The following is a 13,284-nucleotide window of genomic DNA, read 5'->3' on the forward strand; positions in this document are numbered from 1 at the left end:
ACAATACCAGCGCACCGCCCACAGGATCACATCACCCTGGAAATGGCGCCACTTGAAATCCGTCATCGTTCCGTCCGTCCAATCTCCGCCAAGCATGCTCAAGCTTCACGATTTTTGCAACAGAGCCCCGGCGACCGTGCGCCATCTTCCGAAGCGAAGCTGAGGGCCTTCGATGCCATTTTTGTCCCCGGACAGAAAGACATCGAGCGGGCCGTCGCGCAAGGCCTCGGCCATAAGAAGCTTTCGGCCGTCAGCTATGTAAAGATGGATTACCTGCAGGCTTTGCCCGCCAGACCGCGATTGTTCGACAACGATCGCCCGACCGTCTTCTACAACCCCCATTTCGATCCCGCGCTATCATCGATCGGCATCGCTCGCGATGTCATCGCCCGTTTCCGCGAACAGGAGCGGTACAACCTGGTCTTCGCTCCTCATGTACGCACATTCGAGAACCTCCATCTGGGCCCGCGAACGCGGTGGCTAGAACTTGCCGTGCCAGGGCACATCGCGGTCGATCTGGATTCTCCCAGGCTGTTCGACATGACCTACGCGCGGGCCGCCGACATCTATCTGGGCGACATGTCGAGCCAGCTTTACGAATTCCTCGCTAAGCCGCGGCCGGTCGCTTTCGTGAATGCGCATGGCGCTAACTGGCAGGACGATCCAAGGTACGCGGGTTGGCATCTGGGAGAGGTCGCATCAGGTGCCGACGAGGTCCTCGCCGCAGTGGATCGGGCCTTGGAACGGCATCCAGATATGATCCAACGACAGGAGAAAGCGATCGTGTTCGCGTTCGGCTGCTACGATGGCGCGATCAAACGGGCCTCACACCAACTGCTCCACACCCTGCAATCTCTCTGAACCCTTAGCGTACGTTTTCGACCATCCTCTCACCGGACCCCGAAACTGAGCAAAATCGACCTGTGCCTGTTGCCCGGGTGGCGTCTCGAAGCGTACGGCGAAGGGGCTGCCGCCGCCTGCCGGTCGCAATGCGCGCACCGTATCGCGGACGGTGCTGTAGCCACCGGTGTAACCACGCTCGCAAATCTCGCGCAAAAGGCGCCGCGCGCTCAAACCCGGATAGGCATCAAGCCTGAACCTCAGATAGTCCATCCAAGGATCAAGCAAGCGCTCGCGTGGCTGCCTGGGTCCGTAGGTCGGCACTTCGATGCCTTGCGCAATGTATTTACGGACGGTCTTGCGGTCGATCCCGACCTGGCGGGCGATAACGGCCACCTTCAGACCTTGGCGATGTAAATCCAGGATCATTATCAGATCTCCAAGCTTCTTCATCGTAGCGCGCCTCCCGTCAGGAGGATCATGCCCGATATTTTGCTTTGGCCCTTGTCCGGGGCTCGCCCCGGACAAGGGCCAATCAGAAGAAGTGGGGAATTTTCAAATGTCCGTTCCGGGGCATTTTACTCCGCCATCAACACCAAGAGCCACGGCAAGCCTCGCGTTGATGATCGGCGAGTGTTGAGCGGCATCGTTTTCGTCAATCGCAACGGCCTGCGATGGCGCGATGCGCCGAAAGACTATGGCCCGCACAAGACGCTGTACAATCGCTGGAAGCGCTGGGGTGAGATGGGCGTTTTCCTCCGCATCATGGAAGGACTGGCTGCGGCGGATGCCGATCCGAAGACCGTCATGATCGACGCGACCTATTTGAAGGCGCACCGCACGGCATCGAGCCTGCGGGTTAAAAAGGGGATTTCGGGCGCCTGATTGGTCGCACCAAAGGCGGCATGAATACGAAGCTTCATGCTGTCACCGACGCCAACGGCCGCCCGCTCAGCTTCTTTATGACTGCTGGTCAGGTTAGCGATTACACTGGCGCAGCAGCGCTACTGGACGATCTGCCAAAGGCGCGCTGGCTTCTGGGCGACCGTGGCTATGACGCCGACTGGTTCAGGGATGCCTTGCAGGCGAAGGGCATCGAGCCCTGCATCCCAGGTCGGAAATCTCGCCTCCAGCCCGTCAAGTACGACAAGCGCCGCTACAGACGCCGCAGCCGTATCGAGATCATGTTTGGCTGCCTCAAGGACTGGCGTCGCGTCGCTACCCGATACGATCGGTGTCCAACGGTCTTCCTCTCCGCAATCGCCCTGGCAGCCACCGTCATCTTCTGGCTCTGATCAGTGAGTCCTGACCCTAGTTCCAACTGGATGAAGAAACGGGGGTCACGTCAGTCGGCAAGCGCTCCTCGGTTGATCCAATACTGCTGTCTAAAGGAGTTTTCCGCCTTTCCCATGCACGTTCAGGCGATGGGCAGATCGGCTCGGTGTGGGGCCGACTCAATCCAGGCCTGATCTGAGATTCCAGGCGTGCAAGCTGGGACGCAGATTTACATGTGTAGGTGAACATAATAGGCCGACCTCACATAAGGAGAAAGTATCTTGGCTCGCCAGCAAGGTTTCGACACCGCGGAAGTCCTGTACAAGGCGCTTGGTGCGTTCTGGAGCAAAGGCTACGAAGCCACCAGTTTGTCCGATCTGACCCGCATCATGGGTCTCAGTAAAAGCAGCCTCTATGGTGCGTTCGGTGACAAGCGGCAGTTGTTCCTCGCTGCCTTCGACCTCTATCGCCGCGATCGCGCTGTAGAGTTGCGGGAAATTCTGGCGGCGGGCTGTGCCCGTGCTGCAATCGAGCGGTATTTTCGTCTGATTGTCACGGATGCGGGCAAGGAAACCTTTTCCAACGGTTGCATGAGTATCAATCAGGCGGTCGAACTTGCGCCACACGATCCTGAAGTACGCGCCAGGGTTCAGGCGGACTTCGAGCTGATTGAAGAGGAACTGACCAGTACGATCAAGCGGGGTCAGGCAGAGGGCAGCGTAAAGTCTCTGGATGCGGCCCGCAAGCTGGCCCGGCTCCAGATGGTTTCCTTTCCAGGGCTGCAAGTTATGGTCAGGACCGGCATGAGCCAGGAATGGCTGGACGAGGCGATCGAGGAACTGTTGTCGTTGCTGGATCAGGAGCCGAACCTATCGACTAGCGACTTGCGCTTCGGATTTGCAAACTCAAGCCGCTGATTGGCTGAGGCTCGCAGCATTCTCGCCCAAATGAGAAGCGTCCTTGCTGGTGCCGCTGCAATTCCATTGCTGCCTGTGGCGCGTGCCCAGTCCGCCTCCACTGCGGGGGCTGACGCCTATTTTTCTGTACAGGGAGGCGACCCGCGTGACCCAGGTGATCCGCGAACGTGCGAGTATTGGCGCCATTGTGCGTTCAGTGGCTATGCGTGCGACTGCTGCGGTGGTGGGATCAGCACCTGTCCTCCCGGTACGACGATGTCGCAGGTCACGTGGCTCGGAACCTGCATCAATCCCCACGACAAACGGGCCTATCTGATCTCCTACAGTGACTGCTGCGGAAAGCCATCGTGCGACAATGGTGCGTAGGTGCGCCGGAATTGTACGGTCCCGCTGATTGTCGGACTGGCCGACGCCCTTCCCGGATCGTGATAGGTCGCAGTGAGAGCTATACCACGCCATAACTTCCAACGCTTATTGGCGCGTAGCAGTATGGCCCCAGCGCTGGTGGCACGACGTATAGATTAACGATCGATTGGCCAGGCTGCTGAACCGGCGACCTTATACCAAGGCTTGTGGGATCTGACTCGTTGAGAGGTGGCCGGGTTTGTCTGAACAGGGATCGGCAACGGTTAAGTGGATCGTCTGCCGGGTTCCTTGCCTTGCCAATATGGGGCGTCATGCAGGGAGGGCGTAGCCCGACTGGAGTGACGCCCCGTATTGGTTGCCAAATTCATGCTGCCATCATTACCGGCAGGTTGTCAAAATACGCCTGATCCGGCGTCCTGGCGGCGAGGCTCGAATGTGGCCTCCTTCCATTGTAGAAGCTCAGATAACGACCGATCGACTCGCGGGCTTCGCTGACCCCGCCGTAGGCGCGGAGGTAAACCTCCTCATATTTCACCGAGCGCCACAGGCGCTCGACCATCACATTGTCGCGCCAGGCGACCCGGCCATCCATGCTGATGGCGATTTCCTCGCGCAGCAGCACGCTGGTGAAGGCGTGGCTGGTGAACTGGCTGCCCTGATCGGTGTTGAATATCTCCGGTTTCCCGAAGCGCGTCAACGCTTCCTCCAGCGCTTCGACGCAGAAGTCGGCCTCCATCGTGATCGATACCCGCCAAGCCAGGACTTTGCGGCTGAACCAGTCGACGATGGCCACGAGATAGACGAACCCCCTCGCCATCGGGATGTAGCTGATGTCCGTTGCCCAGACCTGATTGGGCCGCACGATCGGCAGTTTACGCAACAAGTAAGGGTAGATCTTGTGCCCAGGGGTCGGCTTCGATGTGTTCGGGCGACGGTAGATTGCCTCGATCGCCATCTTCTTCATCAGCGTGGCGACATGCTGGCGGCCGATCTCGATGCCTTCCTGCCGCAGAAGATCACGCAGCATCCGACTACCCGCGAACGGAAATTCCAGGTGCAACTCGTCGATCCGCCGCATGATGGCGAGATCGGCAGGCGGCACCGGTCTGGGCAGATAATAAATGCTGCCCCGGCTGATCCCTAGCTCCCGGGCTTGCCGCGCCAACGGCAGTGCGTGCGAACGGTCGATCATCGTTTTGCGCTCGGCAACAGTCCCGCCTTCCCGAGCGCCCCTGACAAAAAATCGTTCACCAGCGTCAGTTCACCAATCTTGGCGTGCAGCGTCTTTACGTCGATCGCCGGCGCCGCAGCCTCGCTCCGCGTCTCGCTGCCAAATACACCGGCAGCCCCTTCCAGAAGCTGCCCGCGCCATTGCGTGATCTGGTTCGGATGCACGTCAAACTGCTGCGCCAGCTCCGCCAGCGTCTTCTCGCCCTTCACGGCGGCCAATGCCACCTTCGCTTTGAATGCCGGGCTGTGATTCCGGCGTGGTCGTTTGCTCATCTCTACTCCTGTCACGCGGCCATCCTGGCCGCCGTCAGGCAGAAAATCCACTTATCCCGATGTGCAGTTTTGCCAGGCCACCTCTGGTGAGCGGACAATCAGAGCTACCATCCTGAACTGATGCGTGAACTTGCAAGAAACAGCAGATGGTGGATCGATCGATCCGAGACGCGTGATAGCCCGTATGCGCCAGTGGCCGTTGCAGGTCGCAGCCTTGTTTGGAACTCGTGTCGCGGAAACCATCTTGGCCAGCGTTCATGTGCGAACGCACCCACAGGCCGGACATATGAACGCAAGCGATCCGATCAATATTATCTGCCAAATCTTGCAGAGAGGGGGCCGTCCACATATGGCGCATCATGACAATCGGACTTCGCCAATGGGCGCACAGGTTCTGATCAGAGAGTCTTGGTATTAGGGCCATATTCGACAACTAGCACCGCTTCAATTTGGATCGGAGTTCAAGGCCCGTTACGAGCAGCAACTGACTGATTATCTGTCTCAGGTTGAGACATGAATGTGAGACCTCTAAGTCCAGACCAGGCGCTCAGGCACCGTCTTGGCATAGTCGCCCGCGCATTCACGTGCGATTCGTAGGACCTGCTCGATCATTGGCGAGCGGTTTTTACCTTTGAAACAGGCGGAAACATGCACGCTGGGCAGTTCCTGCCGCACCGGTAACCGTGCGATGTCGCCCGCGCGCATTTCGTTTAACAAAAGCGCCGTAGGGGCAGGCATCACGCCGAGCCCGCTTTTCACCATACTGAGCGCGGTCGGAACCGAGGTGACGCAGTCTACCTTGACCGATTGCGTATCCAAAAAGACGTCCTCGACGCCGTGCAACGAAAAATATTCCTTTATATAGGGGAAGGTTGATGTCTTCTGCGACGATAGCACGATTGGGAAGTTCGATAATTCTCGAACATCCAACGTCTCGGTGACATTGAAATAACGGGGATTGGCAAACCAGCCCATTGCAAACGTGCACAGGTTCACGCTATCGACATCATAGCGGTGTGGGCCGCCGACGACGAATACGATTTCAAACTCGTCATTCTTCAAGCGGGGTACGAGTTCGGCAACGGTGCCGGTAGTGATCTCGACATTGATGCCCTGGCATTCCGACTGCAATTTGCGAATGAAATCGGGTAGCCAGGCAATAGTGACGATTTCGATCGCACCGATCCGGATCGTGCCGCTGAATTCGCGCTTGGTTAGCGATGCCTTTAGTTCGTCATCCAAATCAACGATCCGCTTGGCATATTGAAAGACAACCTTGCCTTCTGGGGTAAGCTGGAACGGCTTTTTCCCCTTATCGTAGAGCTTGACGTTGAAATAATCTTCTAAGGCGTTGATACGACCGTTAATTGCTGGCTGAGTTGCGTTCATTTGCTCGGCGGTTCTGCTGAAATTACCGAGTTTCACCAATAATATGAAAGTTTCATAAAAGCGGATATTCATTGAAATTCCGTCTGTCTGGCCATGCGCCAAATAGGAATTCTAGGCCGGTAAGGGGGAGGCAGGCAAGCAGTTTAGTCCGTGAATTCATAAACCGGGCCTGCAAGCATGGGAGGCTCCAACGCTGGTTCAGCGATAGCTGGATGAGCAGTGTTCCAACAGAGCGGGCAGCTCAAGGTCGGTCCCTCCTGTTTCGCCGATCGCGCCGAAGTATCTCATTCGGAGCACCATCAGGGCTTCGGGCTGCGGCGCTTCCCCTGTTTCATCAATGTAGACCCCAGTGCCGTCGGTGCTAATCGCGTAGAGTTCACCGTTGGGTCCGAGCGCAGCGCTCTAGACCCATCTTCGACATCAACGGCTTCCACCCAGTTTTCCGCATCCTGGACTGACGCGAAGAAAATCGCGGGCTCGTTGGCGGCAACAATGAGCTTCACTTGAGGCATCAGTCGATCATACCATGCCGTTTTAGGCCTCTGCCAGTTATCGGCAACTTCCAGATTGCGCGCGCATCCGATTTCAGCGGCGGTGTGAGCCGATACGATCTGATCGACTACCTTGGGCCGCACATGATCAAGACCTGCGATGCCGATTCCATCCGCACGCTGATCGAGGAGAAGGGCGCCAAGCCCAACATCCTGTTAAATTCAATCGAAGATGAACGCCCTGCTTCAACAAATGGCTCTGTTGCGAGCGCAATCTGGTCGAGCAGTTCTTCTCCAAACTCAAGCACTTCCGCCGGGTCGTCACCCGTTACGACAAGTTGGCGGAGAGCTTGCTCGCCATGGCCCAACTTGCCTCAATGCGCCCTTGCTTCCGCGCTTATGAGTCTACGGCTTAGTGTGGTTTAAGGATTTGAAATTCGGTACATTTTCCGGCCGGGTCGGGAGCGAATTTCAAATCCTTAAACCACACTAGAATCAGATATTGGCTAGTGACCCTTATGAATCTGAAGTTCGTTCAACATCTGCCCGATTAGGTGACGAAATTCAGATTCGGGTCACTAGTTGGGCATCCATCCCAGCTGTTGCAAGATATCATGACGGTCATAATGAGCGCGCTTTTCAATAATTTTTCCGTCTTTAAATGTAAAGAAATTGCCCATCGACATACGCATAGTCCGGCCAGTTGGCTCCATTCCATAAAAATTGCCGGTATGCTTGCCTTCGGTCAATACATATGCGGCAACCCTATCGCCTTCGCCGACGGTTTCTGCCGTAAAGTGGCAACCTTCAAACGCGTCGATATGCTTCTTTTCGGCTTCAATGAAACCTTCAGCCCCAGGACGTGGCGTATCGATTTGATTATAAAAAATGAAATCTTCGTGGCACATTGATGCTGCCAAATCGTAATTGGCTTCATTCAGCGCATTATAAAATGCAACAACAGTTGCCTTGTTTTCGGCTGTAGACATAATTTTCTCCTTGATTCAATTTAATTGAAAATATTTGTGAGGGGGATTGAATTTTAAACTGCGATCGTGTGACCGCATTTCTCCGTGATCCGCGCATAAGCTGGCATTGCCAGGCCGAGTTCGCGACCGAGTTCATAGACATCAGCAAATTGGGTCTGTGATTCGATAGGGCGCCCGGCGTCGAAGTCAGTTTTGATCGACGTGCGATATTCTGGAAACACATTTTCGACCGAATGGATCGCCCAGGCCATTACATCATCATCGGGCGGGAACGGACAGCCAGCCGCGTTTGCAATGTCGATAATCTCTTGGCTCAATGCCTTGAGATAGCCCATCCGTTCGGGATGCGTGACGATGTCGCCCACAGTCCCGCCATAATAAACCAGCACGGCCGAAACGGCGGAAACGCGAACGAATTTGCGTAACGCAGCCTGTAGCATGTTCGGCACGATCTTGGCATCTGCCGAACTCTCGACCAGGTCTGTCTTGATCTGTTCCAATTCCGGGATAGGATCGTGTCCGTGACGCACGCCCGCGACAATATCGAAGAAGTCGAGCTTTTGCCTGACATGGCCTGGACCCAGCCGCTCGCAGGCCACATAGGCAACGCCCTCCAATATCTGCGCCTCCTTGCTCATCTTGGCCGCGATCGTATCGCCTATGCGAAGCGCGTTAAGGAGCGGCAAGACCACCGTCTTGGGGCTGCAAACCCTGTCGAGCAACGGGATGATGGTGTCGAGCGCATAGGCCTTGACGGCGATGATGACGACATCGGGCGTTTCGTTATATTCGTCCTCGGCGACTGCCTTGATGGGAACAACGATGTCACCCAGGTCCGGCGTGTACATCTTTAGCCCGACGTCTTGGATCGCATTCAAATTGTCGCCACGCGCGATGATCGTGACATCTTTGCCCGACCGCGTCATGTGACCGGCCAAGACGCAACCCATCGCTCCAGCGCCGATAATCAGATATTTCATTTTGCTCTCCACAAGCTGAAGTTTGGGTTTCCCCGCCGCGCCCAGTCGGCACAGTTTATTCGACTATATGCCGGACGGCGGTCTGGATCGCTTTTTCGGTCAGATCCTGGCCTATGCCGGGACGATCTGGAACCTCGAACACGCCATTTTTCGGCTGACAGTCATACAGGCACAGGTCGATATTCGCCTGCACGAGCGAAACGGCATTATGCTCATGAATGACGAAATTGGGGATGACCGCCTCAAGCTGCAACGCTGCTGCGGTGGCGATGGGACTGCCGCACATGTGCAACTGGATGCCAATGTCGTAGACCGACGCCATATCGCAAATACGCTTGGCCTCCGAAAAGCCGCCGCAGATGCCGACATCCGGTTGCGCGATCTGCACAACCTGGTTCTCGAAGAACGGACGAAAGCCCCAGCGTGACCATATCCGCTCACCCGTCGCGATCGGAATATTCACTTTTTCACCGATCCGCTTCATGGCTTTCCAGTTGAGCGGGCCGGTTGCTTCCTCGACATAGAGGCACCGAAACTGTTCCAATTCCTGGCAAAGCTGGATCGCAGTGTTCGCATCGGTGTGGCAATGCAATTCGACGATGATGTCGAGGTCGTCGCCACCTTCCTCGCGAATGGCCGCCAAGCGGTTCACTGCGGTACGAACCTGTTCCCGCGTCAATATGCCGTAATTATTCCATTTCATCCAACGACCCTGAAGGTCGAAGCCGATCGGATTGACCTTCACGCAGTCATATCCCTGATCCATCGCCTTCCGGGTGGATTCGGCATAGTCTTGGGGCGTGACCATAGGCTTGGCGATCGGATCCCAGTTGAACTGGAGCTGCGAGGCATAGGTCCGCAGATGACTGTTGGTCTTGCCGCCCAGCAACTCATAGACAGGGACGCCCAGCGCCTTGCCTTTAAGATCCCACAAAGCGATGTCGATCGCGCTCATCACGCTGAAAATCTGAACGCCCCCGCCCATCGCCCAGAATGTGCGACGATAAAGCGTCTCCCAGATCGCCTCGATACGGAAAGGGTCCATGCCGATGATGACCTTCGCAAAATCGCGCGCTAGCCCCGCCTGCCCCAGCTCACCCGCCCCATAAGCCAGGCCGATTTCACCTAGCCCGTAAATACCTTCGTCCGTGTTGATCTTGATGATGGTTGGATTCCAGTCAATATCGATGACTGTTGGCTCATCTGCTTTTAGACGAAGAATTTCTACACTCGTGATTTTCATTTTTTTTCCTTGTAGCGCGAGCGAATATTATAAGAAGCATTGCCATTGGTCATCGAATTGATCTTCAAGTAAAACAGGATACTGTCAAAAATCTTGGATCCCACCATTGTTGTATCTCCAGTATCAGAAGACTCGTCTTGTTTCACAATTGGAATTTATTGAGCAAGGCTATAAGCTTTTCGTATTAGAGCCTCGCAACGGTGCCGCGAGCGACATGAGAGGGCGTTTGCAAAAAGCGGATTTTGGGCGTTCCAAGACCTTTCGAACGTGATCCAACGTCCGGATGCGGACCGGCAATAACCTGACCAGGCATGAAGTATTGCGTGCAAGACGAAGCGATTGGATTGCAATTTTGCGATGAGAATGGCACCGGATCGCACAGCATGTTGCCCGTTTCTTTGGAGTTTTGCGCGCGGTATGCATTGCGTTACGCTTCACGGATTCAACAAATTCGACATTGCTGCGGCTATAGAGCTGGGAATTACAGTGGTAGTGCGCCTGCCTACTCGTCGCATATAGTATCGGAGTTCGCCATCGGCCTGCTACTGTCGCTCGATCGCAAGATCCCTCGCCCCCCAGTCACGCGCTCGGAGGAAAAATTCCGCGATGGGTCGACTGTTCGGCCGTAGCATCCGTGAACGGACCGCATATGTTGCGGGAACGGGGCGGATCGGCGCTTTGGATACGAGGTTCATGTCAGCGATCCGATAGCAGGCCAAGACCTCGCTGATATCGGGGGCGCTATATCGGGAGCAACGTCCTTCTGCTCGAATCAGAAATCGTCTGACTGCATTGCCCGCTCAAGCGCCATGCGTGCCATTACAACAATGCCTTCATGGTGGAGCATCATGCCCCGCAAGAAATCGCGGCCGCATCACCGGTGTCGTGGCTGTTCATAGCCTCAACATTGGATGATGCGCCGCACGTTATGCTACCGTGGAGCGGGATCTTTCACATTTGTGGATGACGTTTCCACGGTGCGCGTCAAGTTCTTGTCCATCATGTGGGCGCTTCCCGTCGTGAAACCGACTGCGGTGAGAGCCATCCATACGGCCATGACAATCATCATAAGATTTTCGGTGAGCGAGATGAAGCCAAGCGGCACGTTGCTTGAGCCACCCACGCAAGCGCACTTCAGTTCCCGCTTGTCGACATAGACCGCCTTGAACACCGACACAGTGCCGATCGTCGCGATGAACAGCGCAATCGGTACGGCCAGCCAGGTAAGCGCGCCCGAGATCATCAGCACGCCCGCAAGTCCCTCCACGAACGGGTAGATGTAGCTGTAGGGCACCCAGCGCTTTGCCAGCAGGTCGTAGTTCAGGAACATCGTCGCGAAACTCTCGATATTCTGCAATTTCAACAGCGCGAGCACCACCATGGAAAAGCCGATGAACCACTCGGCCGCGAGCAAGGTGAACGCATTCCCGGTGACGGCGTAACTTGCAGCCAGCGCAGTGAGTGCGGTTATCGAGAACAAGGCGACGACCGGCCGGTAACTGGTCGCCTTCGGGTCTGCGACGCGCTTGCCAAGAAAGCGGCGAAGGTCGTCATGGCCGCCGACGCGCTTGCCGCCGATGAAAAGCTGGGGCGTTGTCGTAACACCATGTTCCACCTTGAACGTGTCGGTTTCCTCGCGCGTGGCAAGGTGATGATCTTCGACCTCGTAACCGGCATACTTGAGCAGATACACGGCCTTCAGCCCATATGGGCAAATATGTCCCGGCATAACCATGCGGTAGACGGCCGCCTTATTGGTGGATGCCAGGTGGTGGCTACTGTCCGACATTTCACGACTCCTTGTGATATCATCGGACCTGATATAGCTTCCGTACCGTGGTACAGAGTCAACGCCCTAAATCACTAACGATTGGGCAGCTTGCCGCGGGCGGGAACGTGGGTGTCGAAACGATCCGCTTCTACCAGCGCAAGGGGCTGCTCGATACGCCGTCGCGCGAGAGCGGGATCAGGCGCTATGGCGCCGAAGATCTCCGCCGACTGCGCTTCATCAGACAGGCGCAGGCGGCTGGCTTCACCCTTGAGGAAATCCGCGAGCTTCAGGCTTTGGATACGGGCCATGATCGCAGCCGCGCCCGCGATCTCGCGAGAAGTCGCGTTGAAGCTCTGGATGCAAAGATTGCGGAACTGAACCGCGCCCGCGACGCGCTCCAAAAGCTGGCCACGGAATGCGGGGCAGGGGTTGCAGGCCCTTGTCCTATCCTCGTGTCGTTTGACGTTTGATCCGCCACCAACACTCTTCAACCCAAGCCCTGAAGCGCCGACGAAATTTGTTCGGTGTCAGGCCAACAACCCAGACGAAGATCCTTCGGAATGCGGTCCACCGTCTCGGTTCTGAACTGCAACAGCCATGCGCCATGTTGAGGATGTGCCGACTGGTGTGGCTACATCGACGCGCTTGGCGCACCGGTTACTTGGACCGGGCGCTTCATGCTGGCTAAAGCTTTGGGCAGAGGACAATAAGCGCAAGTCGGTTCGATCCTCTGCGGGTGCGATCGGCCTCATACAGTCGATGTCCGGCACTTGGTCGGAAATGCGCGCTCGCCTCAACCTCATCTTTAATCGAGACGATCCTCACGACAACATCCTCGCCAGGGCCAAGGTGTTGATCCAAGCATTGCGACGCTATCCGTCCGCACAGCAGCCTGGGCTACCGACTACCGGCGCTGGAAACGGCTTCACCGCCTATCCGGCCTCCGATTTTCGCTAACAATCCAACCGGTCCACTCGGGGGAAGCAGAAAACAGAGGCTGACGAACGGGCCACGCTCTGTTGCCGCCTCATGCGCGGAAACCCAATAGAACCAGCAATTAACACGCCTTTACAAGCCCGCCCGTGCGTAGATATCCTACGATGTCAGCTGGTTGATGATGTCGTTCACATCAAAATGGGCACGCTTTTCGATGATCTTGCCATCGGCAATCCGCAGCATCATGAAAAGCGAAAAACGAAGCTTCTGCCCCTTGGCCGCAATGCCGTGCCATTCGGAACCGAGGTTCCCATCGAATATCAGATAGGCAGCAACCTGGTCGCCCTCTGCGATCAGGTTGTGGATGGGCATTTTAAAGCCCTTGAACGCATCGAAGTTCCTCTTTTCGGATTCGATAAAACCGGCTGCCCCGGGAAGTGGTGTATCGACCTGCGTGTAGAATATCATATCCTCGTGACAGTAGGTCGCAACCTCGTCATAATCCTCGCGTTCGACCGCATCATAAAATTCGCGGACAAGTTCCTTGTTCTCAGCAATACCCATAACCAATTTCCTGAAATTTT

The 13,284-nt window shown here is 56.1% G+C and carries 13 protein-coding genes and 2 pseudogenes; 7 read left to right on the forward strand and 8 right to left on the reverse strand.

What is annotated here, in order from left to right; all coding sequences use genetic code 11:
- The first annotated feature begins 114 nt into the window (after window positions 1-114).
- On the forward strand, window positions 115-861 hold the full coding sequence (locus tag LQ220_RS14520) for a hypothetical protein (RefSeq protein ID WP_230188920.1): 747 nt from the start codon (window positions 115-117) through the stop codon (window positions 859-861).
- Window positions 862-900: 39 nt separating this feature from the next.
- Here LQ220_RS14520 and LQ220_RS14525 read toward each other — a convergent pair.
- Window positions 901-1,293 (reverse strand): annotated as a pseudogene (locus LQ220_RS14525) (helix-turn-helix domain-containing protein); the annotation flags it as partial.
- Between the two features lie 135 nt (window positions 1,294-1,428).
- On the opposite strand from LQ220_RS14525, the gene LQ220_RS14530 reads away from it, so the two are divergent.
- From LQ220_RS14530 to LQ220_RS14540, 3 genes are all read left to right on the forward strand, one after another.
- Window positions 1,429-2,135 (forward strand): IS5 family transposase gene (locus LQ220_RS14530; RefSeq protein WP_230189032.1). Its coding sequence is split into 2 segments (ribosomal slippage): window positions 1,429-1,717 and window positions 1,717-2,135, totalling 708 coding nucleotides; the frame shifts between segments, so codons are not numbered across the junction.
- A 261-nt stretch (window positions 2,136-2,396) separates the two neighbouring features.
- Window positions 2,397-3,032 carry a TetR/AcrR family transcriptional regulator gene (locus tag LQ220_RS14535; RefSeq protein WP_230188921.1) on the forward strand — a complete coding sequence of 212 codons (636 nt, stop codon included), beginning with the start codon at window positions 2,397-2,399 and terminating at the stop codon, window positions 3,030-3,032.
- 30 nt (window positions 3,033-3,062) lie between these two features.
- The gene (locus LQ220_RS14540; protein ID WP_230188922.1) at window positions 3,063-3,398 is read left to right on the forward strand and encodes a methylamine dehydrogenase light chain; all 336 of its coding nucleotides are present in this window, start codon (window positions 3,063-3,065) and stop codon (window positions 3,396-3,398) included.
- Between the two features lie 364 nt (window positions 3,399-3,762).
- Here LQ220_RS14540 and LQ220_RS14545 read toward each other — a convergent pair.
- A protein-coding gene (locus LQ220_RS14545) for an IS3 family transposase (protein WP_230188923.1) occupies window positions 3,763-4,901 on the reverse strand; the annotation gives its coding sequence in 2 pieces (ribosomal slippage) (window positions 3,763-4,643 and window positions 4,643-4,901; 1,140 coding nt in all).
- A gap of 528 nt (window positions 4,902-5,429) precedes the next feature.
- The gene (locus LQ220_RS14550; protein ID WP_230188924.1) at window positions 5,430-6,362 is read right to left on the reverse strand and encodes a LysR family transcriptional regulator; all 933 of its coding nucleotides are present in this window, start codon (window positions 6,360-6,362) and stop codon (window positions 5,430-5,432) included.
- 685 nt (window positions 6,363-7,047) lie between these two features.
- Here LQ220_RS14550 and LQ220_RS14555 point away from each other — a divergent pair.
- A pseudogene (locus tag LQ220_RS14555) lies at window positions 7,048-7,197 on the forward strand (IS5/IS1182 family transposase); the annotation flags it as partial.
- A 162-nt stretch (window positions 7,198-7,359) separates the two neighbouring features.
- On the opposite strand, the gene LQ220_RS14560 reads toward LQ220_RS14555, so the two are convergent.
- The 4 genes from LQ220_RS14560 to LQ220_RS14575 form a co-directional block, all read right to left on the reverse strand.
- The gene (locus LQ220_RS14560; RefSeq protein ID WP_230188925.1) at window positions 7,360-7,770 is read right to left on the reverse strand and encodes an ester cyclase; all 411 of its coding nucleotides are present in this window, start codon (window positions 7,768-7,770) and stop codon (window positions 7,360-7,362) included.
- A 53-nt stretch (window positions 7,771-7,823) separates the two neighbouring features.
- Window positions 7,824-8,750 (reverse strand): 2-dehydropantoate 2-reductase, encoded by a 927-nt coding sequence (locus LQ220_RS14565; RefSeq protein ID WP_230188926.1) that lies wholly within the window; start codon window positions 8,748-8,750, stop codon window positions 7,824-7,826.
- A 55-nt stretch (window positions 8,751-8,805) separates the two neighbouring features.
- Entirely contained in the window at window positions 8,806-9,993 is a 1,188-nt protein-coding gene (locus LQ220_RS14570) for a mandelate racemase/muconate lactonizing enzyme family protein (protein WP_230188927.1), read from the reverse strand.
- 931 nt (window positions 9,994-10,924) lie between these two features.
- Window positions 10,925-11,782, reverse strand: a complete 858-nt coding sequence (locus LQ220_RS14575) for a glutaredoxin family protein (RefSeq protein WP_230188928.1) — start codon at window positions 11,780-11,782, stop codon at window positions 10,925-10,927.
- Between the two features lie 47 nt (window positions 11,783-11,829).
- Here LQ220_RS14575 and LQ220_RS14580 point away from each other — a divergent pair, with 47 nt between their 5' ends.
- Together LQ220_RS14580 and LQ220_RS14585 are read left to right on the forward strand one after the other, a co-directional pair.
- On the forward strand, window positions 11,830-12,234 hold the full coding sequence (locus tag LQ220_RS14580; protein ID WP_230188929.1) for a MerR family transcriptional regulator: 405 nt from the start codon (window positions 11,830-11,832) through the stop codon (window positions 12,232-12,234).
- Between the two features lie 127 nt (window positions 12,235-12,361).
- Entirely contained in the window at window positions 12,362-12,721 is a 360-nt protein-coding gene (locus LQ220_RS14585) for a lytic transglycosylase domain-containing protein (RefSeq protein ID WP_230189039.1), read from the forward strand.
- Window positions 12,722-12,859: 138 nt separating this feature from the next.
- Here the strand turns inward: LQ220_RS14585 and LQ220_RS14590 are convergent, their stop codons facing one another.
- Window positions 12,860-13,264 (reverse strand): ester cyclase, encoded by a 405-nt coding sequence (locus LQ220_RS14590; protein WP_230188930.1) that lies wholly within the window; start codon window positions 13,262-13,264, stop codon window positions 12,860-12,862.
- Between the last annotated feature and the right edge of the window lie 20 nt (window positions 13,265-13,284).

The organism is Sphingobium sp. CECT 9361 (genome assembly GCF_918741285.1).
In the GTDB taxonomy this organism is placed as follows: Bacteria; Pseudomonadota; Alphaproteobacteria; order Sphingomonadales; family Sphingomonadaceae; genus Sphingobium.

Excerpts from the sequence above, each read along its gene's own strand:
- LQ220_RS14540 (WP_230188922.1), top strand. The coding sequence starts at position 3,063 with ATGAGAAGCGTCCTTGCTGGTGCCGCTGCAATTCCATTGCTGCCTGTG.
- LQ220_RS14550 (WP_230188924.1), bottom strand. The coding sequence starts at position 6,362 with ATGAATATCCGCTTTTATGAAACTTTCATATTATTGGTGAAACTCGGT.
- LQ220_RS14560 (WP_230188925.1), bottom strand. The coding sequence starts at position 7,770 with ATGTCTACAGCCGAAAACAAGGCAACTGTTGTTGCATTTTATAATGCG.
- LQ220_RS14565 (WP_230188926.1), bottom strand. The coding sequence starts at position 8,750 with ATGAAATATCTGATTATCGGCGCTGGAGCGATGGGTTGCGTCTTGGCC.
- LQ220_RS14570 (WP_230188927.1), bottom strand. The coding sequence starts at position 9,993 with ATGAAAATCACGAGTGTAGAAATTCTTCGTCTAAAAGCAGATGAGCCA.
- LQ220_RS14575 (WP_230188928.1), bottom strand. The coding sequence starts at position 11,782 with ATGTCGGACAGTAGCCACCACCTGGCATCCACCAATAAGGCGGCCGTC.
- LQ220_RS14585 (WP_230189039.1), top strand. The coding sequence starts at position 12,362 with ATGCGCCATGTTGAGGATGTGCCGACTGGTGTGGCTACATCGACGCGC.
- LQ220_RS14590 (WP_230188930.1), bottom strand. The coding sequence starts at position 13,264 with ATGGGTATTGCTGAGAACAAGGAACTTGTCCGCGAATTTTATGATGCG.